Raw genomic sequence first — 25613 nt, 5'->3', positions numbered from 1 at the left:
TCAATGACCTTTTATTCTAAAATATGCTGTTTGAAATAAAACCCTATATAAACAAAAGGAGGAGCTTATTATGAAATGTCAACATTGCGGCAAAAACGAAGCAACGGTGAACTTTAGACTTCAACTGAACCGGCAGGCGATGCAAATGCACATATGCCAGGCATGCTACCAAGAGATGCAAGGTCAATTTGCGGCAGGACATATGCCTTCCTTCAGCAATGAAATGAATCAATTCTTCCAGGAGAACGGGGGGAAACAAGCCCAGACTCAAGTAAGACAAGCAGAAGGCCGTGCTCCCGGCCTGTTGGACCAGCTTGGCAAAAACTTGTCCGACGAAGCGAGAGAAGGGAGAATTGACCCTGTCATCGGGCGGGATACAGAAATCAAACGTGTCATTGAAACATTGAATAGAAGAAATAAAAACAATCCTGTCTTGATCGGGGAGCCTGGCGTCGGTAAAACAGCGATTGCTGAAGGGCTGGCGGTGAAGATCCAGGAAGGCAATGTGCCAGCGAAGCTGCGGAACAAAGAAGTGTATGTTCTTGACGTAGCGTCACTTGTGGCAAATACGGGCATTCGCGGCCAGTTTGAGGAACGGATGAAACAGCTGATCGAGGAATTGGAATCACGGTCGGAAGTATTGTTGTTCGTAGACGAAATCCACTTGCTGGTAGGAGTGGGGACTGCGGAAGGATCCAAAATGGATGCGGGGAATATTTTGAAACCGGCATTGGCGCGTGGTACTTTGCAGCTGATCGGCGCGACCACTTTAAAAGAATACCGTCAAATTGAAAAAGATGCGGCACTTGAACGACGTTTCCAACCGATTATCGTGAAAGAGCCGTCTGCGGAAGATGCCGTCCAGATTTTGAACGGTATTAAAGATCGCTATGAAAGTTACCATGAAGTGCTCTATCCGGATGACGCGGTGCGGGCCTGCGTAACTTTATCGCAGCGTTATATCCAAGATCGATTCCTGCCGGATAAAGCGATTGACTTGATGGATGAAGCAGGGGCCCGTTTGAATTTAGTGCAAGTCGATGAAGATTCCGATTCCATGCGGGCTCGCCTGCAAGACATCATCCAGCGAAAAGAGCAGGCGGCAGAACAGGAGAATTATGAAAAAGCTGCACAATTGCGCGAAGAAGAAATGCAGCTCCGAGAAAAACTGGAAGCTGCCGTGCAAAACGGTGAAATTCAACAAGCTGAAGTGACTGTTGCCCATATCGAACAGATTATAGAAGAGAAGACAGGGATACCTGTAACGAAGCTACAGGCGGCAGAGCAAGTGAAAATGAAAGGACTTGCGGAAAACCTCAGCAAAAAAGTCATCGGACAAGCGGAAGCGGTCGATAAAATCGCGAAAGCAATCCGCCGTAGCCGGGCCGGTCTCAAATCGAAAGACCGTCCGATTGGATCCTTCCTGTTTGTCGGCCCGACCGGTGTCGGGAAAACGGAAATTACGAAAGTGTTGGCGGAAGAGTTATTCGGCTCGCGCGATTCGCTCATCCGTCTTGACATGAGTGAGTATATGGAAAAACACGCGGTGTCGAAAATTATCGGTTCGCCTCCAGGCTATGTCGGCCATGAGGAAGCGGGTCAGTTGACGGAATTGATCCGCCGCAATCCATACTCGATTGTCCTGCTCGATGAAATCGAAAAAGCACATCCTGATGTGCAGAACATGTTCTTGCAAATCATGGAAGACGGGCGGCTGACTGATTCCCACGGCCGGACTGTCAGCTTCAAAGATACCGTCATCATTATGACGAGCAATGCCGGTACAGGCGTGAAGACGTTGAGCGTCGGTTTCAATAAAACCGAACATGAGTCAGTGACGATGCTTGAAACATTGGGTGACTACTTCAAGCCAGAGTTCCTGAACCGCTTCGACGCCATCGTTGCGTTCAATGAATTGACGGAAGAAAATCTTCTGGAAATCGTAGACTTGATGTTGGAAGATGTACAAGAGGCGATTGAAGAGCATCAGATCGACATCACCATCACGCCGGAAGCGAAACAGATGCTGGTCAAGTTGGGCTATGACAAACGGTTCGGCGCCCGTCCGCTCCGCCGAGTCATCCAGGACAAAATCGAAGATCCATTGACAGACCTTCTATTGGAAGGGGATCCTGTTGAAAAGATCCTCGTTGAGGCAGCAGAGGAAGACATCACAGTTCGGAGAGTATAATCAGGCACCAGGCCCCTTAGCATTCAGGGGCCAGGTTTTTAGATTTGAAATGAAAGAGACGAAGCCCCCTTCCCGGTAAGATTAGGGAAAGGGGCTTCGCGTCTGCAGAAAGGACATTCAAAGACTTAGAAGAACGAGCGCCGACATGCCTCCAGCCCGAACAGCAACGTGGTTCTTGTATCGCGCAAGGAGTTAAAGCACTTTCTTCATTAACATAATGGGAAGGGTGACACCGTTTGGTCTCTGTATGCTCTCTTCCTCGCAAATCCGGTACCCGATGGACTTGTATAACTGGATATTCTTCGCCACCGCCATTCTGACTTTGCATAGCATGGCGGGCATGCCTTGTTCCTTTGCACGGTCCTCCAATGTTTTCAGCATCATTTTGGCGATGCCTTTCCCTTGTTTGTCAGGGAGGACGGACAGCCGGAAAAAATACAAACCCTCTTCTGTCAGTTGGAAACGTACCATTCCGACCGGTTCGTTTTCCTCATAGGCAATCAATGCGTTTTCGCCGGTTCTCATGGCGTCTGCAATAGACTGGACAGTTTCCTCCAATGCACTGGATGGCGGGGTTTCATTTTTATACACCATGAACGCTTGGATCATGACATCGTGGATCACTGCTGCATCAGTAGAAATCGCTGAATGTATCCTCATTACTAACCTCTCCTTTTATAATAATTATTCATTATAACTAATTTTTATGCGAAAAGGAAGAGGTGGTGCAGTCGGTGCTCTTTCGGTTGTTACACCGATTTATAGGGATCGGAAAGAAAAGTATGAATGGGTAGTAACGAGTATTCAACGTGGTCACTGCCAAATGGGGCAAATGATAGCCAAAAGCGGTGAGATAAAAGGTAAAAAAAGAAAACGCACAAAATTAATCTGTGCGTTAGTGTGACAAGCTATTTTTTTATTTCACAATCGCTCTTGTTACCAAGGAAACAGTCTGTCTAGCTTAGATTGATAAAAACTCAGGCAGTTGTTGTTCACGCTTATCGAGCACAATTTGTTCCGGCTTGATGCCCTGCTCACGTAGTACTTCAATGTTCTGTACGAGAAACTCGTCGCTACCGACAACATAGAAGAGTCCATCCTTGTCTGCAGCGAGATTTTTCACTTCTTCATAGTAGTCTTTACGGTTATCGACGAACTGTGAGGTGAAATTCTTATCAGGTGCGGACTCAAAGATAGTAGTGAATAAGAAGTCTTTCGATGAATCGATGTTCAAGGAATGAATTTGATTGACGTTGTCAGCACGTTCGAAATAATCAAGTACAAGAGGTCTGAAAGTTGCTAGTCCGACACCAGATGACAGCAGGTAAACATTTTTGCCATCTCTTTTAAGTGGTACATTCGAATGAGTTTTAAATATTGCAACCTCATTGCCGACTTCAAGATTTCTTAAAATCGATTTAAACTCAGAGCACTGCTCTCTGATACGTGTGGTAATACCGATAGAATTTTCGTGCGGTAAAGTGGAGATGGACATATGGCGAATCAGGCTGCGGTTCGGTTTATCTCCGGCATTAAAACCTTCCAATGCGAAGTGGGTGTGGGAACCTTCTTCCCATGTAAATCCTTCCGGACAGTCGAGCAGGTACGTTTTAACCTCGGGCGTTTCTTCAATAATCTTATTTATTTTAGTCCAGTAAATTTGCATTATCTATTCTCCTTACTCAATGATATATCGTTTCTATAACCTAGTATACATTAATTGATAACTATTCTCAATTAAGTGGATTGATTATTCCAGATAATTTATTCAAATTAAACTTAGAAGGGAGTACTGAACCTGAATAATTCGTAGTTCCGAACGACGTGCTAATTACAAAAAGGATGGGGAAAAGGAGGATATTAATACGAATGAAATGAAAGAGGAACATATATATCGAAAAGAACGTTACGTCGGCCATTCCTAGAGCACCGTTCCTAATGAAGGGGTCAAGGCAAGCTATAAAAATGGTATTTTGAAATTAGTCATGCTGAAATTAACAGACAGGCACTAAAAGAAAATTGATATGAAATCCCAATAGACCGGCATATGCCGGCCTATTTGGTCGATAAAAGTATTCTTCACAACAACAACCTCAAATACTTCTCAAAATTCACCCCCGCCACGGCAGGTGTTCCTTCCGCGTCCGTATCCTGAATGGCCGCAGTTAAAAATGTTTCTGCAGTTTGGATTGCTTGCGTCAATTTTTCCCCGCGCATCAGACTGCCCATGATGACGGATGCAAATAAATCCCCCGTACCGGAATAGCTTTTCCCGTTAAACGGCACAGAACTGTAAAAGGATCGTTCACCGTCCACATACATATTGCCGATCAACCGGGAATCCGTCAGGCTGGATGGCGGATCGATCCCGGTAATGATAATCTGGGCGCCGGTTTCCCGCTGCAGCTGCTGGCCTGCTTCTTGAATCGCTTTGAAGAAGTCGTTTTCATTTTTATAGCGGTGCAGTCTACCATACGATAATCCGGTCAGCAGGCAGCATTCCGTTACATTTGGTGTTATGACATCGGCCTGTTTGATGAGTTCCTTCATTTGCGCCAGCAGGTCCTCATCAAAGTTTTGATACGCTTCCCCGATATCTCCCATTACTGGATCCACAAGCAAAAGGGTATCTTCCTTGTAAAACGTATCTAAAAAACGAAGGATATGGGCAATTTGCTCTTTTCCCGTAATGAACCCGGTATGGATGCCGTCAAAATTCGCATTCAGCTTGTCCCATTCTTCTGTGAAAAATGGCATTTTCTCAGTGAGATCCTCGCCGAAATAGCTCGGGTATTCTGTTTGCGCAGAGAAGATGGCGGTTGGTAAAGGGCATGCCTGGACACCCATGACCGAAAGCACGGGAATGGCTGCTGTGAGTGAGCATTTACCAAACGATGATAGATCTTGGATGACCGCGACTTTTTTCATAATTTCCTCCGTAGTTATGTGACTAGTCAATTACCTTCATCATATCAAAAGGGGCGGTGTCTGTGTATGAAACAATTACATCGAGTCCAATTAGGTGCAAAACAAAGTATGAAGTGATTCCAGTAAATCAAATTCGATATTATTCTAGATGAGAAGATTCTTAGCAATGAAATCTCCAGACGAAGCTGCATTGATCCCCTGCCAACAGAACTTCGAATCAATATCCAAAGAATGAGTCAAACTCGGGATTTTCAATCAGGAATGGTAGTTGTTTCGAGGTTATTTCGCAAAAATAATAGGAGGAAAAGGACAAGAGTAACTGTAAGCCACGATTCAGTCTTTACAACTCCATAACAAATCAGTAGTACCATTAGTGTTAAAAGGGGTGGTGAAACTATTGTGGCAGCCATTTTAATAGTGGAAGATGAAATAGCTATCAATGAATTAAAATTTACAGCTGGTGGGGCATCAATGTACTTCTGTCTTTGACGGGGAAGCCGCCGCTTCTACCATACAAAACCAACAATTCGACTTGATTATTTTAGATATCATGCTGCCGGGGCTAGACGGTTATTCCGTATTTGAACAAGTTAAAGATACGCCGACGATCTTCTTGACGGCACGGACTAGCTTGGCTGACCGTGTAAAAGGGTTATCTATGGGAGCGGACGATTATTTGACAAAGCCTTTTGAAATGTTGGAACTGTTGGCACGTGTGGAGGCGGTGTTACGTCGAACTAAAAAAACGAAAAGTTGTTTTGAACTAGGCAGTGTGAGGATAGATTTTGATAGCTATCAGGTGTTTTACAAGGGTCAACTCGTTGCATGCACACCGAAGGAATTTGAGTTATTAGAGGTATTGGTTAATAATCGCAATATTGCACTGTCTCGAGACAGACTTCTTGAGCTTGTGTGGGGGTATGATTTTGAAGGCGATACTCGAACAATTGACGTTCATGTCCAAAAGCTGCGAAAAAAATTAGGATGGGAGAATGTGATTAAAACGGTGTACAAAGTAGGGTACCGCTTAGAGGTCCAGCTATGAAACATCGTACCTTTTTAACAACCTTTTTGCTTTTCCTATTCGCTTTCAATCTAGGCATACTAGTGATCTCTTTTACAATGTTCAAAGATGTGGTTAGACATGCAGAGGAAAGAACTTTGGCAGAACATTACATTATGACATCTGCGATGTTGAAAGATCTCCAGGCTTTGGAAAGCCGTGGGGTTTCTATAGAAGAATCTGTAGACTCTCTGCTCCAACCATATAGTAATTTTTCGGGTGATAAAAAGGGAAGGTTAGCGCTTTATAAGGATGATCAGCTTGTCTATTCCAGTCGACAAGAAATCGTATGGCGGAATGATTTTCTGCACATGCCGAGGGACGGGAGTCGACTCGTGCAGTTTGAGAAGTCGGATGACCGTAACTATGTCATCGTTTCAGGCAAACTTCCCGTACCCTACGATTCGTACGCAATGGTCTATGTGTATGACACGACAGATGCTGTCAAAGCTTGGGGGAAAACGAAGAACCTCTTGTTTCTAGTAGGATTGTTAATTTCCATTTTGCTTGCTGTAGGTCTTCTAGTGTCGCTTAATCGAATATTTAAGCCTTTATCGCAGATTTCCGAGACTTCTCGAAATATTGCGGCTGGTGCATATGAAACAAGATTGCCGGTTTCGGGAAAGGACGAGCTTTCCGAAATGGCGCAAAGCTTCAATTATATGGCGGAGGAAATCCAACGTCAGATGGGAGAACTAATTGCAGCCGCAGAAAAAAAGCAACAGTTTATTGATAATTTTGCCCATGAACTCCGCACACCGTTAACGGCCATTTATGGATATGCCGAGTACATGCAAAAGGCTGCTTTGACCGAGGACGACAGGCTGTCATCCATCAGTTATATTATGTCGGAAAGTCGACGTATGCAAGCATTGGCGAATCAATTGCTCGATCTCGCCAATCTAAGAAATGATCAAATCATCCGGGAAGCCCAGCATGTGACCGACCTTTTTTACACTGTCCAACAGACGTTACATAATAAGATAAGAGAAAAAGAAATCCAAATCGAATTTTATAGTGAATTGGATGTCATTTGGGGCGATGTTCACTTGTTGAAAAGTTTGTTTGTCAACCTAATGGATAATGCCATCAAGGCGTGTGGACCGGGAGGCCATATTATTGTACGTGCTGCTATGGAAGCCGGGAAGCTAACCATTAGTATTCAAGATAACGGGCAGGGGATGCCTCCTGAAATTCTCCCGCATATTACGGAGCCTTTTTATCGTGTAGAAACATCACGAAATCGGAAAGAGGGCGGAACTGGATTAGGACTTTCCATTTGCAAACAGATTGTTTTGCTACACGATGCAGAAATGGAGTTTATCAGTTCCGTTGGTGAAGGGACAACAGTGAAAATTATTTTTACAACTTCATTATAACTCTATGATTATTCTGTAATATGGCCATTTTATACTGCTTATGTGATCACATAATAAAAGGATAAAGGAGTAAATCAAATGGCGAAAAACAGATCAGAACGAAAAGGTGTTACAAAAACGGTTCTTTCGGTCACGACAGTCATTGGAGCAAGCACATTGCTTTCCTTGGGAATCTTGCAAGCAGCAACAGCGGCGGAATTTAAAAAAACAAATACAGTTCCAACGATTTACGCAAATTATATTGGAGATTTGTTACAATCCGAAGAACACAGTTTGCCTGAAGGGTACAAAAAAGCAAATTATACGGTAGAGGCTATTGATCTTGAATACTATCACAACCAAACGCCAACGAGCAAAGATATGAGTAAAGTAGATGCAGCGGAAATTGGTGCACAGGCTCTCTGGAGAGTATTTGACGTGAATTTGGAGGGGCAGGTGGTTGAAATGGGCTACCAACAAGCAACCGACAGTCTTCCTCGCTCGGCTTGGCATGGTGAAGCGATCATTAACGGGGAACTCCTTTATTATTTCACTGTGGACTCAGTGACGGGAGAATTATTTGGGATAGGTCGGGGAGACAGAACACTGGATGGGAATGTTTCAGTAGCCTTTGATGCAGCCCTTGATAAAAATCCACAGGAATTCGTTACATTAGCCAAAGAATTGGCGGAGGAATATAACATTGTTCACGGCGCAGTCGGTTCAGTAGAGTACAATGGCCAAGGTTATTCCAATAATGATCCGACTATTTCTGTTGATGTTACGGGTGAAAATGGTGAGATTGCTTTGATGACTTTTTCTCGATACGATAAGGAACTGCTTGGTATTGGTTATAGTACATCTTATAAACACACCCTGGAGTACTCGGAAAAGATTCAAAAAGAGCTGCAGGAAAAAGTTAAAGAGCTTGAAAAGTCAGTGCCTCCTACCACTGAAAATGAGGCACCTATTTTGAAGAGCATTGAGTTGGAATGAAAAAATAACATTCTGGCATATGCGAATTTCCAGTGAAGGATAGGACAGGACTAGAGTTTAGAAAATTCCGGGAGTGCTATTTTTTAACTCCACTTAACAAAACCCAAGAATGTTGTTTGAACAGCATATTGGGTTTTGTTTTTCTATTGATTAACTATTTACAGATAGAAATTTAGTTGTGTATGTATTGTTTTTTTAGCCTGATCCTGGGGAATCGTATAGCTGACTCCTTTTGCAAGGTTTAGAGATGAACGGCTGTTTTGATAAGTTGTGGTTGATGTTTCATTGACAGGTTTGATCGTTGTCGAAAGCTGTGCTAGTGGATCCCAAATCCAACTTCTTCTCCATCAGAGTAGCGACATTGACAAATCCCAGTTTTCGATAAAGTTCCTGTGCCCGATTTCCCATAAAGACATTCAATTGCACTTTGCTGCAACCGTCCGCTTTCAGTAGTTCAAATGCTTCGTGACAGAGCATTTCCGCAATCCCTCGCCCGCGTTTGTCGGGCAGTACATAAATTTCATAAATGAATCCTGTCATTTCCTCCGAGAATGGATCACTCGTCTGACAAACGCCAATCCAACCCGCCACCGCATTTTGTTCGGCAAATACCAAAAAGTATCCACCATCCGCTAAAAAAGGTGAAAGCATCCCCATCGCGATCTCTTCCGTCGGCTCCAAAAATCCCATTGTCGCTTCTTTCATTACATCCACGGCCTGTTTGATAATGTCCATTGTCTCGATCTCAGTTGCCCTTCTGATTGTCATTCCGACTCTCCGTTCTTTCACTTATTCACTCCTGTACCCGGATGCTGCCGGCATCGCATAGAATACGGCAAAGGAGTGTGAACCCATGGGTGTGGTCAAAACAAACGACTGGCTGAGGGAATCGGACGGAAATCCCATCGGACTTTGCAAGAAACTGTCATCCTTCTTTCCCAACGCTTCTGTTACGGATATTTATTATCATTTATTGGCATACGGTATGTACACCTCGGCGCAAAACGGAAGGGACATGAGGGAAAAGCTCGAGGAAAATAAAGTCTGGACCATCGCCCAACATGAATTCGAGCAGCTGCAACAGCTATGGCAAGGTCCCGACGTACCCATCTTCATTTTCCCGTCGGATTCAGACAATGAACTACTGATGCGCGAGTTCAACGGAAAATCGGGGATCGCTTACCAAGATAAGCTGTTCTTGTTCATAGCCCCTCATAATACGAAATCGGAAATCCAGGCATTATTGACACATGAATACAGTCATGTCTGCCGATTAACAAAATATCCAAAAAGGGAAGAGGAGTATGTGTTACTAGATACGATCATCTTGGAAGGGCTGGCCGAAATGGCTGTCTATGAAAGGCAAGGGGAGGGTGCAAATCCCGCCTGGCTTTCATTGTATGCCGACGAGGTATTGGAGAAGTTGTGGAAAGAGTCAGTGTATCCGGAGAAGGATCAGGCAAAAAGGACAGCGATCCATCAAGAGGTGTTATATGGCTTGGGGTCATATCCTAAAATGACCGGTTATTGTGTGGGTTATTATTTAGTCCGCAATTTTTTGAAAGGCAAGACGTTGCATACTGGTGATCTGTTCACCTATCCATCATCCCGAATAGCGCAACTGCCCACTTAAAAAAGGGAAAAGCGCATAAAACTGCGTGCTTTTCCCTTTGCAAATTCTATTAATAGTATCCTCCACCCCAATATGAGGCACCAACAATGATTAACAGGATGAACAGTACAACGATCAAGGTGAATCCTCCTACGTAGCCTCCGACGGATTCCGACATGCTTCCACACCTCCAAATAACCTGATGCTCATATTCTATGTATAAGAAATGTGCGCGCACTGGACAGTATCCCAATTTCCGTAGCATTTTGAATTTCCACGAAGCTGTGGTGTGTTTGTCCCCTAAGAGGCATCGTTATCCACATATGATGATGTATGTTCAAGTGAAATGAGGTGACAACAAGATGTCAATTCAACATTACCACTCCTTATGCACTCGGCATGTCGGGAGGGCGGTCGTAATCGGAACGCGGGATGGAAAAACCCATAGGGGTATCATTCAAGGTGTCCGGAATAACAGAGTCTATTTGCAACCGATTGGCGGCCGGAACTTGGGTGGGTTTGGATATGGATTCGGTTTTGGTCGCGGCCGTGCCTTCGCTTTCGGTATTGCTCTAGGCGCTATCGCTACCTTCGCCTTACTGCCTTTTTGGTGGTGATTCAATGGAAAAACCGGATGGCAGACAGATCCTACGTCGTCCATCCGGTTTTTGATGTCTGTGCTCTCACGTAATATATATAGAAGGAAGTGGAGAAAGAGGCTGAAGGATCCGATGTGCATGAAATCTCATCTGCACTCCGGCTGCATGGAGAGGATATGGATCCCCACAAATCTCCTTTTTATTTCCCCGCTGAATTTTACTTCTTTACATACCTGACGGGGGTAGGGTAATATGAAAACAGAACAGAAGGATAAGCTGTTGGAAAACTTAATAGAGACTTACCATATAGATTTCAAGGCTGTTTGAAAAAGTGGAATAGAATCAGGAGTAGGACGCTGAAAATAGATTAGAAAGGTGTGAGAAGTGGAATGAATCAAATAGAGAGAAAGGTGAAACTGGCTGTAAATGGGGGTATTTCATTTGGTGCTAAATTAAATGCGAAACAACTGGCTGTCATTGTGGAATATATGGGTGATCACGATGAACTGGAGTTGACCACTTTTCAACAACTATACATCGAGGTATCTGAACAAAAGGTGGAATACGTCAAGGAAAAATTTAAGGAGGTGGGATTGTCCTGTTATCCGGTTGGGAATTTTGTCAAAAGTCTTCGAACCTGTAATTTTTGTAAAGGGGAAGAACAAGAAGGAATGCCAGTAGCCATTGAACTAAATGAGCGAATAGCAGGAAAACCAGTCCCCTTTACACTACGGCCTGCCTACACGGGTTGTCCAGTTGGCTGTGGCGAACCTTTAGTAAATGATATCGGCGTCATGAAAGTAAAAGATGGGTATAATTTACATATTGGCGGAAAAGCCAAGGGAAAGGATGCTCAAATTGGCACGTTATTGCTGGAGCAACTAACACCTGAACGGCTTTATGAGGTTGTCGAAAAAATTATTCATCTCTATGCTGAACAGGGCAAAAAGAGGGAGTCATTTGTAAAGTTTATTAATCGTTTTGGTTTTGAAAATTTGAAAGATGAAGTAGCTGGATAAAGAGAAGGATTCAGTTGAGAAGTAAAAAATAGGAGGTACAATATGTCTTCACTGACAGATATATTAGAATTCAACAGCCGATTCGTCGAAGAAAAAGAATATGAGCCCTACATTACAACAAAATATCCAAATAAAAAGCTAGTTGTATTATCTTGCATGGATTCGCGACTCGTCGAACTTTTACCAAAGTCGATGAATCTACGGAATGGTGACGTAAAGATTGTGAAAAGTGCAGGGGCAGTCGTCAACCATCCATTTGGCAGTATTATGCGTAGTATTCTCGTCGCGCTTTACGAACTAAATGCGGAGGAAGTGTTCATAGTTGGTCATTATGATTGTGGGATGAGTGCAGTGGATCCTGATATCATGATTGAGCATATGAAAGAACGTGGTATCCCGGACAAAACATTTGATACATTAAAATATTCGTCGCATGATATTAAAGGTTGGCTTCGAGGCTTTGGCGATGTAAAAACAAGTGTGTTAAAAAGTTGTGAAGTTGTCCGGAATCACCCATTACTAGCAAAAACTATTCCGGTACATGGACTTGTCATGGATCCAAAAACAGGACTTCTCGATCTGTTATCAGATGGCAATGCTTATATCGAACAGTCGAATAAAGCATGATGAAGAAAGGCTGTTCAGAAGAAATAATCTGGACAGCCTTTCGCATGTAATGGTTCTTTATAATTTGCTAGCTTCTAGTTGTAGGAAGTCTTCAGTCGATTTTACCTCGCAATACATGCCATTAAGTGCACCGACAAACGCATAATGGACTTGTTCGGCCGGAACAACCTTATCTTGATAGGATAAAGTTCTTGTAGCACAAGCATCTTCAATAAGTGTCGTCTCAAAGCCTAGGTCAACAGAAGCTCTGACTGTTGCATCAATGCACATATGAGTCATCATGCCGACAACAACTACTTTGGTTACGCCGTTTTCTCTTAATTTGCTTTCCAAATCAGTCTGTAGATAGCTGTTCGGGAAGTTTTTCACGATGATGTTTTCATCTTCCAAAGGTTGAACAGTTTCATGGATTTCAGCGCCCTCTGTATCCGGGAGGAAGAATCCTAATGACGGATCGGCTGCAATATGCTGAACGTGGAAAATGTTTTCCTTGTTGCTTTTTCTAAAATGTTCAAGCACTTTAGCAGCATTCGCAGCCGCTTTATCTGGGTTCACTAACTCCATTCTTCCGTTTTGGAAATAGTCATTTTGAATATCTACAATGATTAGAGCTGTACTCATAATTCTCCACCTCATTTAGCGTATTTTGTTACATCCCAATCATATACCGTGTGCGGTATTTTATCGATAGGTTGACGAAACGCTTTTGAACAAAACAATTTCATGGTGAAAGGAATTTATTATGGAACTCGATAACATTGATTTTCAGATCCTTCGGTTATTATCCGAAAACTCACGTATCCAATGGAAAGACTTAGGGGAACAAATTCATATGACGGGGAAAACAAAAAGGTATAATTCCTCGCGTTGGGGAATTATGAATATATCATTGATTTTGAGAAGAAGAAAAAATCATACCGGCTCCTGAGTATAGTCCATCTAATCTTTTTACTTGAAATAAAAAAAATTTCCCGATATGGTTAGCCTACTAACTAATCATGGAAGAAGGTGAACTTTTGATTGAGGATGAAATTCGGGAACTTCTCGATGACATATCCGCCAAAAAGCGAAGAAGTTATTCGGAAATGTTGCGTCAATTGGATCTTCATATCGGCCAAGATCAGCTATTATGCCGGTTATGGAACGAAGACAGTATTACACAGAGCCAGTTGAGTGAACGGTTGAATTGTGAACCGCCCACTGTTGCGAATACGGTCAAGGCATTAGAAAGTTACGGTTTGATTTATCGGCAGCGTGATCCATCCGATGGCAGGATTAACAGAGTGTACTTGTCACCGAAGGGTCAAAATATGAAAGAGCCCATTGAAGCTGTTTGGAGAAAGCAGCAGGATAAGTTATTGGAAGGCATGTCTTCCGAGGAACTTGCAACATTGAAAAAACTTTTGAAAAAAATGGCTGAGAATTTATCGTAGGCTCATTTTTTTATTGGAACCATTAGCATACTAATGAATAGTGGAGGCATGATCATTCATGAAAGTTTTTGTAGTTGGCGCAAACGGACAGATTGGTCAACATCTTGTCCAGTTACTTAAAGCTAGTACGGAACATACGGTAAGAGCGATGGTTAGAAAACAAGAACAAGCGGAAGCGTTTGAAAAGGCAGGCGTCGAAGCAAGATTAGCCGATTTGGAAGGCAGTGTAGATGAAATAGCGAAAGCGGCCAAAGGTTGTGACGCCATCGTCTTCACGGCGGGATCCGGCGGACATACGGGCGCCGACAAAACATTGTTAATCGATTTGGATGGGGCGGCGAAAACGATAGAAGCTGCGCAGAAAATCGGCATCCATCGTTTTATCATGGTCAGTGCGATCCATGCTCATAGGAGAGAAAAATGGAACAGCATTAAACATTATATGGTTGCCAAACATCACGCAGACAAAATCCTTGAGCAAAGCGGCTTAACGTATACAATTATCCGCCCGGGTGGATTGTTGAATGAACCAGGCACCGGAAAGGTTTCCATTGCGGAAGACTTAGAAACCGCTTCGATTCCGCGGGAAGATGTAGCGCAAACCATCCTTGCTGCTTTGCCGATGGAAAATACGTTTAACCGTTCATTTGACCTTGTGTCGGGAGAAGATGCAATTTCAGATGCGCTGGATCAGTTATGAAGCGCTTTTTGAGGATTAAATTAATTGGAAGGATACTGAAAATATGAGATTAAGTATATTGGACCAAGCCCCGGTTACAACCGGGAATAAGGCGGCGGATGCTTTACTCAAAGCGGAAGAATTGGCTGTTTTAGGCGATCGGTTAGGCTACCATCGGATGTGGATGGCGGAACATCATGCGACTAGGGATTTTGCAAGTTCCGCTCCAGAAGTGATAGCCGCCCATTTAGCTGCGAAAACGAAAAATATACGGATCGGCACGGGTAGCGTAATGATGATGCATTACTCCCCACTCAAATTGGCCGAGGTGTTTAAAACGTTAAGCGCCTTTTCACCGGGCCGCATAGATTTTGGCGTGGGCCGTGCTCCGGGTGGGGACCAGCTCTCCATCTATGCGCTATCTGAAGGACGTCAGCCGATGGTACACAATATGTATGAAAAATTTGATACGGCTTTGCAGTTGATCAACGATGAAATTCCCGCAGATAACTTGTATCAGAAAACAATTGCGACCCCGTCCGAAGTCGTTTTGCCCGAAGCTTGGCTGTTGGGCTCGACGGGCAATAGCGCTGTGCAAGCGGGGGTGAGGGGTGTCGGCTATTCATTTGCCCAGTTTTTCAATGGCGAAATGTCCAAGCCTATTTTAGATGCCTATAAAAAGAACTTTAAACCTTCCGCCTTCATGGAGAAACCACAAATCAATGTTTCCTATATGGTGACGACCGCGGAGACTAAAGAAGAAGCGGAGTTCGAAGCGAAGCCCCAAGACATTTGGCGTCTACTGTTCATGAGAGGCAAGCTCGCCCCAGTGTTGACACCTGAAGAAGCCCGGGATTATCCGCTGACGGAAATGGACCGCATGATCATCCAAGATAACCGTAAAATCCATTTAGTAGGAGATGCAAAAGAAATCGCGACGGTGCTGCAAGCCGAACAGGAGCAATATGGATTTGATGAAGCGATGATTGTCAGCATCCCCCATTCACAAGAAAAGCGTTTGGATGTGTATCGTTTATTGGCGCGGGAATTGTTCGTATGAACTTCATCATCCAAGAAAAACGTCAACCAAATTGAAATTCAATTGCAGGTTTTGTATAGTAGGGGCGAGAGTAGGATTGGAGTGAATGACTTGATCCCAAATTCCGAATTACAAGACTTGGATTTGATTGATTTATTGAGTGAGCGTCACAGTTTACTCCGTAGAATAACGGAAAAAGCTTGGAATGATCAAAGTGAGATTTATATTTCCAATTCTGAGTGGTATATCATGGCCCGGATTTATAAAAAGCGGCCCACCATTTCATATGTGACCAAAAATGTGGAAATCTCACGCCAAGCCATCCATAAGTTCATCAAAAACCTTTCCGCAAAAGGTTTAGTCGAAATCCATGATGTTGAAAACAATAAGAAAGAAAAATGTGTCCAGTTAACCGCTTTAGGTGAAGAATGCTATGAAAAGAACATCAACTTGAAAGCCGAGCTTGAACATAAAATTGCAGAAAAAATAGGCAGTGAACGAGTCGCTCTCCTTCATGATTTACTAAAATTAGACTGGGGAATAGAAGAATAACGAAAGCCCTTCTTTGTCAAATGGACTTGACGAAGAGGGGCTTTTTGCTATTGCGGTTTCAATCTTTATTTTACTGTCTCCTATGTTAACTAATTTTATAATATCGAAATAAAAAATATTGTCAACAAGGTTGACGATGTGGATTTTTATTTGATATAGTAACTAAGCTAGTGTGTGGGGGTGTACTACGGAATGGATACAAAATCGCTGAAAAAGAACATCGCGACTAAGAGGAGATTTTTATGGGTACACAGATTCAAGTGAAAAATCCAAAGACCATGACCTTTATTCTCATGTTAGGTGCCTTTATCGGGTTGTTTGGTGAAACAGCATTAAATATGGCATTAACAGATATTATGGATCAATATTCGATCAAACCCGGCACAGCGCAGTGGCTCACTACGGGATATTTATTAGTGTTAGCGATCTTAGTACCAATCACGGCATTGTTGATGAAATGGTATAGTACAAGACAATTAGTGATCTGCGGATTGGTGATTTCGCTGGCAGGGGCGATTTTAGCCGCATTGTCTCCCAGCTTTATTGTGTTACTGCTTGGCCGTCTCGTACAAGCAGTTGGAACAGGCCTGATCCTACCTGTTATGACAACTGTTCTTTTGATTATCTTCCCGGTTCATCGACGTGGGGCGGTCATGGGGATCATGGGTCTTGTTATCACGCTAGCTCCCGCTTTGGGGCCGACGCTTTCAGGGGTTATCATCAGTACATTGGATTGGCCGTATATCTTTTGGTTCAGCTCGGTTTTCTACGTGCTCTTGACGATATATGCTATCGCTAAAATCGAGGATGTCTCTGAAATCACGAAGCCGAAGATCGATTTTCTGTCGATTCTATTATCGACGATCGGTTTTGGTGGATTAATATTTGCCTTGAGTACGATGGCTGAAAAGCCCATCTCGGCACCTATCGTATGGGCGCCTTTACTTGCAGGAATCATCGCGCTTGTTTTATTTGGCGTTCGTCAAATGACAATGGAACAGCCGATGGTGAATTTACGCGTCTTTAAGTACCCGATGTTTACACTAGGAACTCTTATGATGTTCCTTGGAATTTTGATCATTTTATCAACGGCTATTTTATTGCCGATTTATTTAAAGAGCGCCTTACTGTTCAGTGCGGTAGTGGCCGGATTAATATTGCTTCCCGGGAATGCAGTCAACTTTATCATGTCACCGATTGTCGGTGCATTATTTGATAAATGGGGGCCACGCGTTTTCATAAGGACTGGGTCTATTATTGTATTGATTGGGAATATCATTTTTATGTCCGTCATTTCAGCAACGACTCCAACTTGGCAAGTCATCGCAGCGTTCATGGTGCTATTCTTTGGGCTGACGATGGTCATGATGCCTTCACAAACAAATGCCCTCAATCAGTTGCCGCGCCAATTGTATGCAGATGGCTCGGCGGCGATGAACACATTGAATCAGGTAGCTGGAGCTGCCGGTACGGCCATTGCGATAACAGTGTTTACAGCTGGACAAAGCGGACATATCGCAGCCTTTCCGGATTCCTCCGAACCGATGATTGTAGCGGCTGGAGTAAAATATGCCTTCCACTTCATCACGGCAATTTCAGCTGTTGGGTTCCTAGGCTCGTTCTTTGTCAAGAAAGCAAGGTGACAGTCACCCATACAATTCGGACACTATTCCGATTAGTGTCCAAATTGTAAAGGGGACTGTCACCTTTTTCAGCCTTTTTTTCTGTTTTATTATATTTTTTTCAGAAATTGAGTTACGATGGTGTATAGGAGAAAAACTTAATAGGGAGAAAGGAGCTCATCATGGCTGAATTAGCATTTCCGAAAGATGCGATGCGTGTACTTAAAGAGACGAGCCGTACCTTTTATATTCCGATTACCTTTTTAAAAAGGGAGTTAAAACATTCGGTTGCATCCGCTTACTTGATATTCCGTGCAATAGATGAAATTGAAGATCATGCAGACTTGGACAATGATGCCAAATATACAATGTTGATGAAAGTCAGCGAATTATTCGAACAACCATTTAATAATGAAGAATATTTCCGGATTCTAGGATCGGAAAAAGCGAACCTGCCCGACGTTACCGTTCGTTTGGAAGAATGGGTACAAGCTTGCCCGAAGGACGCGCAGCCGATTGTCATGGATGCTGCTCGGGAAATGGCATGGGGTATGGCGAAATGGGCAAAAGAAAACTGGAATATCCAGACACGTGAAGATTTGGATGACTATACATATTACGTGGCTGGACTCGTTGGCGTCATGCTTTCCGATCTCTGGGCGCTTTACGCAGATGAACAAACAGACCGTGAACTGGCGATTGGCTATGGACGCGGGCTTCAGGCTGTAAATATTTTGCGGAATGAAGAGGAAGATTTGGACGAACGGGGTGTCAATTTCGTGCCCGAAGGTTGGACCCGTGCGGAGCTGTTCAAATATGCAGAAGAGAACTTGGCGAAAGCGGATGAGTACATGAAGTCTCTCCATAAGAGAAGCATTGTGTTATTCTGCCGTCTGCCCCTTGCCTTGGCCCACAAAACATTGAAGGCCATGAAAGAAGGACGGGAGAAAATGACACGCGCCGAAGTGGAACAAACGGTTGAGGAAGTAAAAAGCGAGTAACGGATATGAAAAAGATTTCCCGGTATGAACCGAAGCACCTTGCGCACAGGTTCATTCCACAAAAGATAAGGCAGGTGTCAGATGGTGACTGATTCGATCCAACAGCGAAAATCCGAGCACATCACGATTTCATTGAATGAAAAAGTGACGGGAGAGTCCATCTCCACAGGATTTGACTCGCTCTCTTTTATTCACAATGCGCTTCCGGAAATCGATTTTGATGAAATTTCCATTGAAACCGAATTTCTGGGCCATCGATGCAGAACCCCGTTCCTCATCAGTTCCATGACCGGGGGAACGGCATTCGCGGAGACGATCAATCGGAATCTGGCGGAAGCTGCCGAGGAGCGGGGCTGGGTGATGGCACTCGGATCGACGAGGGCACTCCTCGACAAAGACGCACATCATGCCTCGTTTGAAGTGAGGAAATACGCCCCGAATGTTCCGATCATCACGAACTTGGGCGCAGTTCAGCTGAATTATGAGTTCGGCATCGAGGAATGCCGGAAAATTATCGAGATGACGGACGCGAATCTGCTTGTTCTTCATTTGAACAGTATCCAAGAAGTCATCCAGCCAAACGGAAACACGAATTTTGCCGGCCTGCTGGGGAAAATTGAGCAACTGTGCGGCGCGTTGGATGTTCCGGTTGGCATCAAAGAAGTCGGATGGGGAATTGACGGGAAGACGGCGAGGAAGCTATGTGATGCAGGAATCTCCTTCATTGACGTGGCGGGGGCCGGCGGAACGTCCTGGAGCCAGGTGGAGAAATTCCGCTCCGGTGATCCGGTCAAGAAGGAGGCGGCTGAAGCGTTTAGCGAATGGGGCATCCCGACGGTCGAAAGCATCCGGTCGGTCCGCGCATCGATAGACGAGCAGCCGATCATTGCGAGCGGCGGATTACGGACGGGCCTCGATGCTGCCAAAGCGATTGCGCTTGGCGCCGACATGGCAGGATTCGGACGGTCCCTTTTAAAAGAAGCGACCGAAAGTACGGAAGACGTTCTCCGAGTTCTTGAAACGCGCGAATTGGAACTCAAGATGGCGATGTTCGGCATCGGCGTGTCGTCGATAGAAGCATTAAAAGGAACTCCGCGTCTCATAGAACGGAATTGAAAACAGCCCTTCCCTAGGATTTGAACTGAGCCCCATATAATGGACAGTTTAAAAAAACGACGTTTTAATCTAGGCAGCTAAGAGATGACTTCGGTATTGTTCCGGAGTCATCTTTTTTAAATCCCATTGTTTGCGTGTGCAGTTGTAGTGACCCATATATTCATCTATCATTATTTTCAGCTCTAACAGACTGGATGCTTCCTTGTAGTCTACATCGTCCTTAAAATGACCAAAAAATGATTCGATAGGTGCGTTGTCCAAACAATTCCCCCTTCGGGACATGGACTGTGTGAGTTGCATTGCTTTCACACGTGCTTGGTATTCTGGGTGTGTATAGTGAAAACCTTGATCAGAATGAATCATTGCTTCTGGATGGACATTTCCGTCTAATGCTTCCTTAAGCTTACGTAAGGTTCGATATACAATACCCATACTTAAGCTTACTGAAAGTTCATAAGCGATTATTTCACGGCTAGCTATATCCTTTACACAGGAAAGATAAGCAGTTTGTCCAGTTTTCATTTGGAGATAAGTAATGTCTGTGACGAAGATTTTGCCTGGTTCATCTTGAGTGAATTGTCGATTCAAGTGGTTTGGCACCGTACGGTGTTCTTGAGTAGCCTGAGCTATATTTCTATAAGGATTTTTTCTTCGTATTTTGGTAAAGAGATTAAACTTACGCATTAAACGAAGGATCTTCTTATGATTCATAGGGGTCTCCAGTAATCCCTCTAGCGTCATATAGAGGCCTCGATAGCCGATTTTCCCTTTGAATGCATCATAAACACATTTAAGTAACAGGTAATCTTGATAGTCGTTTTCCTCGCGGACGGCATGACTCTCCGATTTTTCTAGCCATGCATAGTAACCACTTCGATGTACTTTTGCCACTCTGCACAGGTGCGCTGTGAATCCCTTTAATTGAAACTTGCGAATCACTTCATTAATAACCTGATATTTCTCAGCTGATGTCAGTATTACTTCTTCGCCTGCCTTTCTAGTTCTTCTAGCTTTTTTAACAACTCGACCTCAGCTTCAAGATATTTAATTCGTGCTTCAGCTTTTTCAAGTTTTTTCTCAGGAGATAATCCTTTAGTTGATGGACGTCCAGTACTTCCTTTTCCACGGCGTTCCTCAAAAAATCCCTCTTCACCGTGAAGCTTATAGGTTCTTCTCCAACGACTAAGAGATTCTTTAGCTTTCTTCGTACCAATCATTTCTAAGTCAAATCCATTTTCAATAAAAATTTGAGAAGGACCTTTACCGCCCTGATTCTCTTTGACAGCTAACAATTTGAATTCGGGATTGTATTGGATCGAACGATCAGAAACTGATTTCACATTAGGATTAGCTTCTAATATTCTACGTTGGTGTTCATTGAAGATTATTTTACTCATTGAAAACACTCCTGTCAGGATAGTCATTTTAGTATACTTAGGCTTTTAGACAGAAAAAACCCCAAATGGGGTCACTTTTTTAAAAGTGTCTACCATTTGGGGTTCAGTTCAATTAATGGGGAAGGGCTGTTTCTGTATGTCTCGTTATTTGTTCTTCCTTTTCTTCCGCTTCCACAATAAATAAGGAAGCACGCTCAGGAGGATTGTTAAGATCAGGGAAACGACCATGATCGTGACGGTATCGGTCAGTGATATATAGAAGATATCCATGAAATCCATTTCCTGCGCGAATACCTGATACGGATTTTGGGTGTTGTAAACGATTGGCATTTCGTCTTGGTATTTATTATACGTATGCCAGGTGACCCCTTTGGCGACAAAGAGGTTCTCCTGGCTGTTCGGCTTGTACATGAGTGTCAGGTAATATTCATGGTCTCCATACAAGGACGGGTTATGATCGATTCCCCGATCGATGACGAGCGCGGTCGTCTTTGTGTGGGATTCCCCGAAAAACTTTTCATAGCCATTGGCTAAGGCGTCTTTCCATTCGATTCCCCCAAATAGAAGGAGGACGGCGAGGACTCCGTAGAAAAGAAAAGTCAGGGAGACATTTCCGATTGCATTGACAAACTTTCGGATGGCGGGCCGTTCGAACAGTTGCCGGAAAGGTTTGATTTTCAGGAGGACATACAGGATGTAGCCGATTGGATAGAGGCTGAATAGGGCCAGCAACAGGTAGAACCACATCTCTTCTTCCTGCAGCAGTGTATCCGTATAGAATTTTCCCTCTACCGCATACCCCGTAATTGTATCTCCGACTTCCACCTGCTCATATTGCTCCCGATCGACGCCGATCAGAGAAGAGTTGGCTGGTTTCGGCACCCTGCTTTTCGGGATGGCGTCCAATTGGAAAGAGTACCGGGGACCTTCCAACAGATCAAGGACGACATATTTTTGGACGACCCGCTTTTCCATCGGATGCTGTTCTGCTTCATCCATGAATGCCCGGTGCTCCTGCCAGTTTCCATAATTTATATAAATTAAAAACAGGAACACAGCAAAGGCGATTAACTTCGGTCCCGTCAGTGTCCACTTCTGCTTCATGCGGATGTCTCCTTCTATCCGTGCGCTCAAGTTACTAGTTTCAAGAGAAAGCGTTGAGCTTAGTGTACCATGGTAGACCGCGCTGGTGGGAGAGAGGGTGAGAGAAAGTGCCTGGTACCGATTTTGAGATGCCAAGCATCTAAGAGAGTGCTTCCACGATGCCGATGAATATTAACAGAATTCCGCCGATGCGTTCCGCGCGCTTGCCGAACCACGTGTGGCCAATTGTTTTTCCAAGGCTGACGCCGATTGAAATAGAAATAAAAGAGAAGAGGCCGATCACAAATGACGTGACGAAGGGCGGCATGCCGGTAACCCCTGCCCCGAACCCGATGGAGAGGCAATTGAGGGAAAGAATGAATCCTAGAACAATCGATTCTTTCCATTGAATCGTTCCCAATCCCTCTCCCTTCGGAGAAAAGGGCGCAATCGATTTCTTGAGAAGGATCCAGGCACCCAGGCCAATCAGCAAAATGCCACCGAGCACATTTGCAAGGAAGGCGGAAAAGTATTCCGCAAGCCAACTGCCCGCCGTCATGGAAAGGTAAGCACACCCCATGGATATTAACGAAATGACAAGATTATATAGGAACGGAATCCGGTTGGAGCGCAACCCGTACGCCACACTGATCCCCAAATTATCAAGATTCGCAGCTACGCCGATGATCAAGACCGTCAGCATTGTATCGCCCCCTCAGCACGAATTCCTATTCTACAAGTATATGAGGGAGATGAAGAGGGGGTGAATTCTGGTGAATCTAATGCGGTTCTTTAGGCTATTATATAAAAATAATTTTAATATTGTTGCCATGCCTTTCGATCTGTTATTTGGTGAAAATTGTATTTCTAATCTATCTTACATTTGATATAATCAAACCAAAATTACAGAAATCATCAGAGGATGGTATGAATATGAAAGAACCGATCGAGCAAATAGGGACGGATGAAGACAGATATCGCATGTTGGTGGAACATGTCAGCGACTGGATCTGGGAAGTGGATGGAAATGGCATTTATACGTACGCAAGTCCCCGTATCCAAGACATATTGGGATATACACCGGCCGAGGTCATCGGGAAAACTCCTTTCTATCTGATGGAGGAGTCGGAAGGGAAGCGGATCGCCCCGATATTTGAATATCATGTCGCAAACCGATTGCCGATCAAAAGCCTCGAAAACATCAATCTTCACCGGGCTGGCCATGAAGTAATATTAGAAACGAGCGGTTCTCCGATCTTGGATGAAGAAGGAAATTGCGTCGGTTACCGGGGGATCGATCGGGATATTACGTTACGAAAACAGTATGAACGCAGACAGCAGCAACTGTTAGATATAATGGAAGCTTCTCCCGACTTTATTGCCACGTTGGACATTTCGGGGAATGGCTTGTATTATAACCCGGCCGCCCGTAAAATCATGGGGATTCATGAGGAGGACGCCATCAGGGGCAAATCAAACCTCGTGTGGGAGACAGGTATTATAAAAAGCAAGGGAATTCCAACTGCAATTGAAAAAGGATTTTGGAAAGGGGAATCCGTGATCCTCGATAAGGATGAAAACGAAATCCCTGTATCCCAAATCATTGTGGCCCATAAATCTCAAGAGGGCGTTGTCGAGTTCTTATCGACAATTGCGCATGATATTTCGGAAAGAAAAGAACTTGAAAAAGTCGTTCATTATCAAGCGAACTATGATTTGCTCACGGACTTGCCGAACCGAAGATCGCTTCATCATAAGTTAGCGCAGATGGAAAATCTGGCCGGGGACCGGAAAGTCGCCGTGCTGTTTATCGATCTGGATAATTTTAAGGAGATCAATGATCGCCTAGGTCATGAAGTCGGGGACCGGATACTCCAAAAGACGGCTTCTCTTTTGCGGAGTTGTGCCGGTGTAGGGGATTTCATCTACCGCTATGGAGGCGATGAATTTCTTTTGATTACTGAAAATATCGACAACTATAATGACGTAGAAGAAAAGATGAACCGGATTATGAAGGCCTTCCAGGAACCGTTCCAGTTGAAAGGGCAGTCGTTCCAAGTGAAAAGCAGCATCGGAATCAGTGTGTATCCCGATGATGGAAAAGACATGGCATCGCTCATCCAAAATGCCGATCATGCGATGTATCGAGTAAAACGGGAAAGAAAAAACCACTTTACAAGGTGACCGTCCTCATACAATCCGGCAAACTGTGGTCATTACGCCACCTTCGGCATATGCTAATACGATCAACTTTGAAAGGATTGGGGTCTATCTATTTCGTTCCGTATTGGTGTCCACACCATTATCACCGGTGTGTCATCCCGCATTTTCCGGTCGGGCAGCAGCCGGTTGCCGGGCATGGAATTATGTTACAGGACCGTGGAAAGCAGCCGTTCGTCATCAATATCAATGAGGCGGCAAGGGTGAATGATACATTCCGCACGGCGATCTGGACAGGAGATCATCTGCAAGTGACCGTAATGAGCATCGGAGTCGGGGAAGACATTGGTCTGGAAGTTCATCCTACGGTGGATCAATTTTTGCGGGTGGAAGAGGGGCAAGGCCTTGTGCAAATGGGAGATGCGAAAGATCGATTGAATTTTGAGGTGCCTGTACGCGATGACGATGCCATCATGGTACCAGCGGGCACATGGCATAATTTGATCAATACGGGTCATACTCCGTTGAAACTCTACACTATCTATGCCCCGCCTGAGCACCCGTATGGCACAGTCCATCGGACGAAAGCGGACGCCATGGAGGATGAATGAGGGTCAGCAGATTCAAAAACAGAACGTCCACGGAAAGCGTTGCGCATCGTGGACGTTCTGTAAGCTATACGGAGCTGGGTATGGGACAGTGCCGAATTCCTGAATAAACGCCGGAAAACCAAAACTCCCAACTTCGGTTTGGAAGAGTAGACGAAACCCGATTGGCTCGCTATGATAGGTCTATGACCGAATGTAGGGAGGCTTTTTGGAATGAAGGAAATTACAGCTGCAGAAGTGCAAGAACGTTTGGAAAACGGTGAACAGCTTCATTTGATCGACGTACGGGAAGCTGATGAAGTCGCTGCGGGGAAAATCCCGGGAGCGGTGCATATCCCGTTAGGTGACATTCCGCTGAAAATGCGGGAATTGGAAGAGTCTACGCCGTATATCCTCGTTTGCCGTTCGGGCGGTCGTAGCGGTCGCGCACAAGAAATTATGGCCGATGAAGGCTACGACGTGACGAATATGGTGGGCGGCATGCTTGATTGGAAGGGCACAACAGAATAATAAATTAGATGATGGGACCT

27 protein-coding genes and 1 pseudogene are annotated in these 25613 nt (G+C 44.3%); 19 read left to right on the top strand and 9 right to left on the bottom strand.

The window, feature by feature from the left end; translation table 11 throughout:
- The first annotated feature begins 70 nt into the window (after positions 1-70).
- A complete protein-coding gene (locus MKY41_RS16595) occupies positions 71-2191 on the top strand; it encodes an ATP-dependent Clp protease ATP-binding subunit (RefSeq protein WP_340746146.1) in 2121 nt (706 codons plus the stop codon).
- A gap of 192 nt (positions 2192-2383) precedes the next feature.
- On the opposite strand, the gene MKY41_RS16590 is transcribed toward MKY41_RS16595, so the two are convergent.
- The 3 genes from MKY41_RS16590 to MKY41_RS16580 form a co-directional block, all read right to left on the bottom strand.
- Positions 2384-2785, bottom strand: coding sequence for a GNAT family N-acetyltransferase (locus MKY41_RS16590; RefSeq protein WP_445683355.1), 402 nt, complete (start codon positions 2783-2785; stop codon positions 2384-2386).
- Between the two features lie 367 nt (positions 2786-3152).
- Positions 3153-3857 carry a dihydropteridine reductase gene (locus MKY41_RS16585; RefSeq protein WP_340746144.1) on the bottom strand — a complete coding sequence of 235 codons (705 nt, stop codon included), beginning with the start codon at positions 3855-3857 and terminating at the stop codon, positions 3153-3155.
- Between the two features lie 413 nt (positions 3858-4270).
- Positions 4271-5119: a pyridoxamine kinase gene (locus MKY41_RS16580; RefSeq protein ID WP_340746143.1), complete on the bottom strand. Its 849-nt coding sequence runs from the start codon at positions 5117-5119 to the stop codon at positions 4271-4273.
- Positions 5120-5579: 460 nt separating this feature from the next.
- Between MKY41_RS16580 and MKY41_RS16575 the strand changes: the two genes are divergently transcribed.
- The 3 genes from MKY41_RS16575 to MKY41_RS16565 all read left to right on the top strand — a co-directional run bounded on the left by MKY41_RS16575 (position 5580) and on the right by MKY41_RS16565 (position 8536).
- On the top strand, positions 5580-6164 hold the full coding sequence (locus tag MKY41_RS16575) for a response regulator transcription factor (protein WP_340746142.1): 585 nt from the start codon (positions 5580-5582) through the stop codon (positions 6162-6164).
- A complete protein-coding gene (locus MKY41_RS16570; RefSeq protein ID WP_340746141.1) occupies positions 6161-7561 on the top strand; it encodes a sensor histidine kinase in 1401 nt (466 codons plus the stop codon). The genes MKY41_RS16575 and MKY41_RS16570 overlap by 4 nt, the downstream gene beginning before the upstream one ends.
- 78 nt (positions 7562-7639) lie before the next feature.
- Positions 7640-8536 carry a hypothetical protein gene (locus tag MKY41_RS16565; RefSeq protein WP_340746140.1) on the top strand — a complete coding sequence of 299 codons (897 nt, stop codon included), beginning with the start codon at positions 7640-7642 and terminating at the stop codon, positions 8534-8536.
- 282 nt (positions 8537-8818) lie between these two features.
- Here MKY41_RS16565 and MKY41_RS16560 read toward each other — a convergent pair whose 3' ends face one another.
- Positions 8819-9325, bottom strand: a complete 507-nt coding sequence (locus tag MKY41_RS16560; RefSeq protein ID WP_340746139.1) for a GNAT family N-acetyltransferase — start codon at positions 9323-9325, stop codon at positions 8819-8821.
- 64 nt (positions 9326-9389) lie between these two features.
- Between MKY41_RS16560 and MKY41_RS16555 the strand changes: the two genes are divergently transcribed.
- Positions 9390-10169: a DUF2268 domain-containing protein gene (locus MKY41_RS16555; protein WP_340746138.1), complete on the top strand. Its 780-nt coding sequence runs from the start codon at positions 9390-9392 to the stop codon at positions 10167-10169.
- A gap of 49 nt (positions 10170-10218) precedes the next feature.
- Here the strand turns inward: MKY41_RS16555 and MKY41_RS16550 are convergent, their stop codons facing one another.
- Entirely contained in the window at positions 10219-10326 is a 108-nt protein-coding gene (locus tag MKY41_RS16550) for a YjcZ family sporulation protein (RefSeq protein ID WP_340746137.1), read from the bottom strand.
- Positions 10327-10510: 184 nt separating this feature from the next.
- Here MKY41_RS16550 and MKY41_RS16545 point away from each other — a divergent pair, with 184 nt between their 5' ends.
- The 3 genes from MKY41_RS16545 to MKY41_RS16535 all read left to right on the top strand — a co-directional run bounded on the left by MKY41_RS16545 (position 10511) and on the right by MKY41_RS16535 (position 12393).
- Positions 10511-10765: a hypothetical protein gene (locus MKY41_RS16545; RefSeq protein WP_340746136.1), complete on the top strand. Its 255-nt coding sequence runs from the start codon at positions 10511-10513 to the stop codon at positions 10763-10765.
- 371 nt (positions 10766-11136) lie between these two features.
- The gene (locus tag MKY41_RS16540; RefSeq protein WP_340746135.1) at positions 11137-11766 is read left to right on the top strand and encodes a nitrite reductase; all 630 of its coding nucleotides are present in this window, start codon (positions 11137-11139) and stop codon (positions 11764-11766) included.
- 42 nt (positions 11767-11808) lie between these two features.
- The gene (locus MKY41_RS16535; protein ID WP_340746134.1) at positions 11809-12393 is read left to right on the top strand and encodes a beta-class carbonic anhydrase; all 585 of its coding nucleotides are present in this window, start codon (positions 11809-11811) and stop codon (positions 12391-12393) included.
- A gap of 57 nt (positions 12394-12450) precedes the next feature.
- Here MKY41_RS16535 and MKY41_RS16530 read toward each other — a convergent pair whose 3' ends face one another.
- The gene (locus tag MKY41_RS16530; RefSeq protein ID WP_340746133.1) at positions 12451-13014 is read right to left on the bottom strand and encodes a cysteine hydrolase family protein; all 564 of its coding nucleotides are present in this window, start codon (positions 13012-13014) and stop codon (positions 12451-12453) included.
- 121 nt (positions 13015-13135) lie between these two features.
- Here MKY41_RS16530 and MKY41_RS16525 point away from each other — a divergent pair.
- The 8 genes and pseudogenes from MKY41_RS16525 to fni all read left to right on the top strand — a co-directional run.
- Positions 13136-13237: pseudogene (locus MKY41_RS16525) on the top strand (AsnC family transcriptional regulator); the annotation flags it as partial.
- 172 nt (positions 13238-13409) lie between these two features.
- The gene (locus MKY41_RS16520) at positions 13410-13826 is read left to right on the top strand and encodes a MarR family winged helix-turn-helix transcriptional regulator (protein WP_340746132.1); all 417 of its coding nucleotides are present in this window, start codon (positions 13410-13412) and stop codon (positions 13824-13826) included.
- Positions 13827-13884: 58 nt separating this feature from the next.
- Positions 13885-14526 carry an SDR family oxidoreductase gene (locus tag MKY41_RS16515; protein WP_340746131.1) on the top strand — a complete coding sequence of 214 codons (642 nt, stop codon included), beginning with the start codon at positions 13885-13887 and terminating at the stop codon, positions 14524-14526.
- 43 nt (positions 14527-14569) lie between these two features.
- Positions 14570-15565: an LLM class flavin-dependent oxidoreductase gene (locus MKY41_RS16510; RefSeq protein WP_340746130.1), complete on the top strand. Its 996-nt coding sequence runs from the start codon at positions 14570-14572 to the stop codon at positions 15563-15565.
- A gap of 90 nt (positions 15566-15655) precedes the next feature.
- Positions 15656-16096: a MarR family winged helix-turn-helix transcriptional regulator gene (locus tag MKY41_RS16505; RefSeq protein WP_340746477.1), complete on the top strand. Its 441-nt coding sequence runs from the start codon at positions 15656-15658 to the stop codon at positions 16094-16096.
- 242 nt (positions 16097-16338) lie between these two features.
- Positions 16339-17739 carry a DHA2 family efflux MFS transporter permease subunit gene (locus tag MKY41_RS16500; RefSeq protein WP_340746129.1) on the top strand — a complete coding sequence of 467 codons (1401 nt, stop codon included), beginning with the start codon at positions 16339-16341 and terminating at the stop codon, positions 17737-17739.
- 161 nt (positions 17740-17900) lie between these two features.
- On the top strand, positions 17901-18719 hold the full coding sequence (locus MKY41_RS16495; RefSeq protein ID WP_340746128.1) for a phytoene/squalene synthase family protein: 819 nt from the start codon (positions 17901-17903) through the stop codon (positions 18717-18719).
- An 84-nt stretch (positions 18720-18803) separates the two neighbouring features.
- Positions 18804-19835 carry a type 2 isopentenyl-diphosphate Delta-isomerase gene (fni, locus tag MKY41_RS16490; RefSeq protein WP_340746476.1) on the top strand — a complete coding sequence of 344 codons (1032 nt, stop codon included), beginning with the start codon at positions 18804-18806 and terminating at the stop codon, positions 19833-19835.
- Positions 19836-19904: 69 nt separating this feature from the next.
- Here fni and MKY41_RS16485 read toward each other — a convergent pair.
- From MKY41_RS16485 to MKY41_RS16475, 3 genes are all read right to left on the bottom strand, one after another.
- A protein-coding gene (locus MKY41_RS16485) for an IS3 family transposase (RefSeq protein WP_340743350.1) occupies positions 19905-21232 on the bottom strand; the annotation gives its coding sequence in 2 pieces (ribosomal slippage) (positions 19905-20854 and positions 20854-21232; 1329 coding nt in all).
- Positions 21233-21376: 144 nt separating this feature from the next.
- The gene (locus MKY41_RS16480; protein WP_340746127.1) at positions 21377-22336 is read right to left on the bottom strand and encodes a hypothetical protein; all 960 of its coding nucleotides are present in this window, start codon (positions 22334-22336) and stop codon (positions 21377-21379) included.
- A gap of 139 nt (positions 22337-22475) precedes the next feature.
- Positions 22476-23018, bottom strand: coding sequence for a manganese efflux pump MntP (locus MKY41_RS16475; RefSeq protein WP_340746126.1), 543 nt, complete (start codon positions 23016-23018; stop codon positions 22476-22478).
- Between the two features lie 230 nt (positions 23019-23248).
- On the opposite strand from MKY41_RS16475, the gene MKY41_RS16470 reads away from it, so the two are divergent.
- From MKY41_RS16470 to MKY41_RS16460, 3 genes are all read left to right on the top strand, one after another.
- Positions 23249-24499: a diguanylate cyclase domain-containing protein gene (locus tag MKY41_RS16470; protein WP_340746125.1), complete on the top strand. Its 1251-nt coding sequence runs from the start codon at positions 23249-23251 to the stop codon at positions 24497-24499.
- Between the two features lie 134 nt (positions 24500-24633).
- Positions 24634-25086, top strand: coding sequence for a cupin domain-containing protein (locus MKY41_RS16465; RefSeq protein WP_340746475.1), 453 nt, complete (start codon positions 24634-24636; stop codon positions 25084-25086).
- Positions 25087-25296: 210 nt separating this feature from the next.
- Positions 25297-25593: a rhodanese-like domain-containing protein gene (locus MKY41_RS16460; RefSeq protein WP_340746124.1), complete on the top strand. Its 297-nt coding sequence runs from the start codon at positions 25297-25299 to the stop codon at positions 25591-25593.
- The last annotated feature ends 20 nt before the right edge of the window (positions 25594-25613 follow it).

This window comes from Sporosarcina sp. FSL W7-1349 (genome assembly GCF_038003045.1).
Taxonomy (GTDB): Bacteria; Bacillota; Bacilli; order Bacillales_A; family Planococcaceae; genus Sporosarcina.
The sequence above is the reverse complement of the archived record's forward strand: the minus strand, read 5'-3'. Positions and strand labels throughout refer to the sequence as shown.

Coding starts and splice junctions, on each gene's coding strand:
- MKY41_RS16595 (WP_340746146.1), top strand. CDS start 71: ATGAAATGTCAACATTGCGGCAAAAACGAAGCAACGGTGAACTTTAGA.
- MKY41_RS16590 (WP_445683355.1), bottom strand. CDS start 2,785: ATGGTGTATAAAAATGAAACCCCGCCATCCAGTGCATTGGAGGAAACT.
- MKY41_RS16585 (WP_340746144.1), bottom strand. CDS start 3,857: ATGCAAATTTACTGGACTAAAATAAATAAGATTATTGAAGAAACGCCC.
- MKY41_RS16580 (WP_340746143.1), bottom strand. CDS start 5,119: ATGAAAAAAGTCGCGGTCATCCAAGATCTATCATCGTTTGGTAAATGC.
- MKY41_RS16570 (WP_340746141.1), top strand. CDS start 6,161: ATGAAACATCGTACCTTTTTAACAACCTTTTTGCTTTTCCTATTCGCT.
- MKY41_RS16565 (WP_340746140.1), top strand. CDS start 7,640: ATGGCGAAAAACAGATCAGAACGAAAAGGTGTTACAAAAACGGTTCTT.
- MKY41_RS16555 (WP_340746138.1), top strand. CDS start 9,390: ATGGGTGTGGTCAAAACAAACGACTGGCTGAGGGAATCGGACGGAAAT.
- MKY41_RS16550 (WP_340746137.1), bottom strand. CDS start 10,326: ATGTCGGAATCCGTCGGAGGCTACGTAGGAGGATTCACCTTGATCGTT.
- MKY41_RS16545 (WP_340746136.1), top strand. CDS start 10,511: ATGTCAATTCAACATTACCACTCCTTATGCACTCGGCATGTCGGGAGG.
- MKY41_RS16540 (WP_340746135.1), top strand. CDS start 11,137: ATGAATCAAATAGAGAGAAAGGTGAAACTGGCTGTAAATGGGGGTATT.
- MKY41_RS16535 (WP_340746134.1), top strand. CDS start 11,809: ATGTCTTCACTGACAGATATATTAGAATTCAACAGCCGATTCGTCGAA.
- MKY41_RS16530 (WP_340746133.1), bottom strand. CDS start 13,014: ATGAGTACAGCTCTAATCATTGTAGATATTCAAAATGACTATTTCCAA.
- MKY41_RS16515 (WP_340746131.1), top strand. CDS start 13,885: ATGAAAGTTTTTGTAGTTGGCGCAAACGGACAGATTGGTCAACATCTT.
- MKY41_RS16510 (WP_340746130.1), top strand. CDS start 14,570: ATGAGATTAAGTATATTGGACCAAGCCCCGGTTACAACCGGGAATAAG.
- MKY41_RS16500 (WP_340746129.1), top strand. CDS start 16,339: ATGGGTACACAGATTCAAGTGAAAAATCCAAAGACCATGACCTTTATT.
- MKY41_RS16495 (WP_340746128.1), top strand. CDS start 17,901: ATGGCTGAATTAGCATTTCCGAAAGATGCGATGCGTGTACTTAAAGAG.
- MKY41_RS16480 (WP_340746127.1), bottom strand. CDS start 22,336: ATGAAGCAGAAGTGGACACTGACGGGACCGAAGTTAATCGCCTTTGCT.
- MKY41_RS16475 (WP_340746126.1), bottom strand. CDS start 23,018: ATGCTGACGGTCTTGATCATCGGCGTAGCTGCGAATCTTGATAATTTG.
- MKY41_RS16470 (WP_340746125.1), top strand. CDS start 23,249: ATGAAAGAACCGATCGAGCAAATAGGGACGGATGAAGACAGATATCGC.
- MKY41_RS16460 (WP_340746124.1), top strand. CDS start 25,297: ATGAAGGAAATTACAGCTGCAGAAGTGCAAGAACGTTTGGAAAACGGT.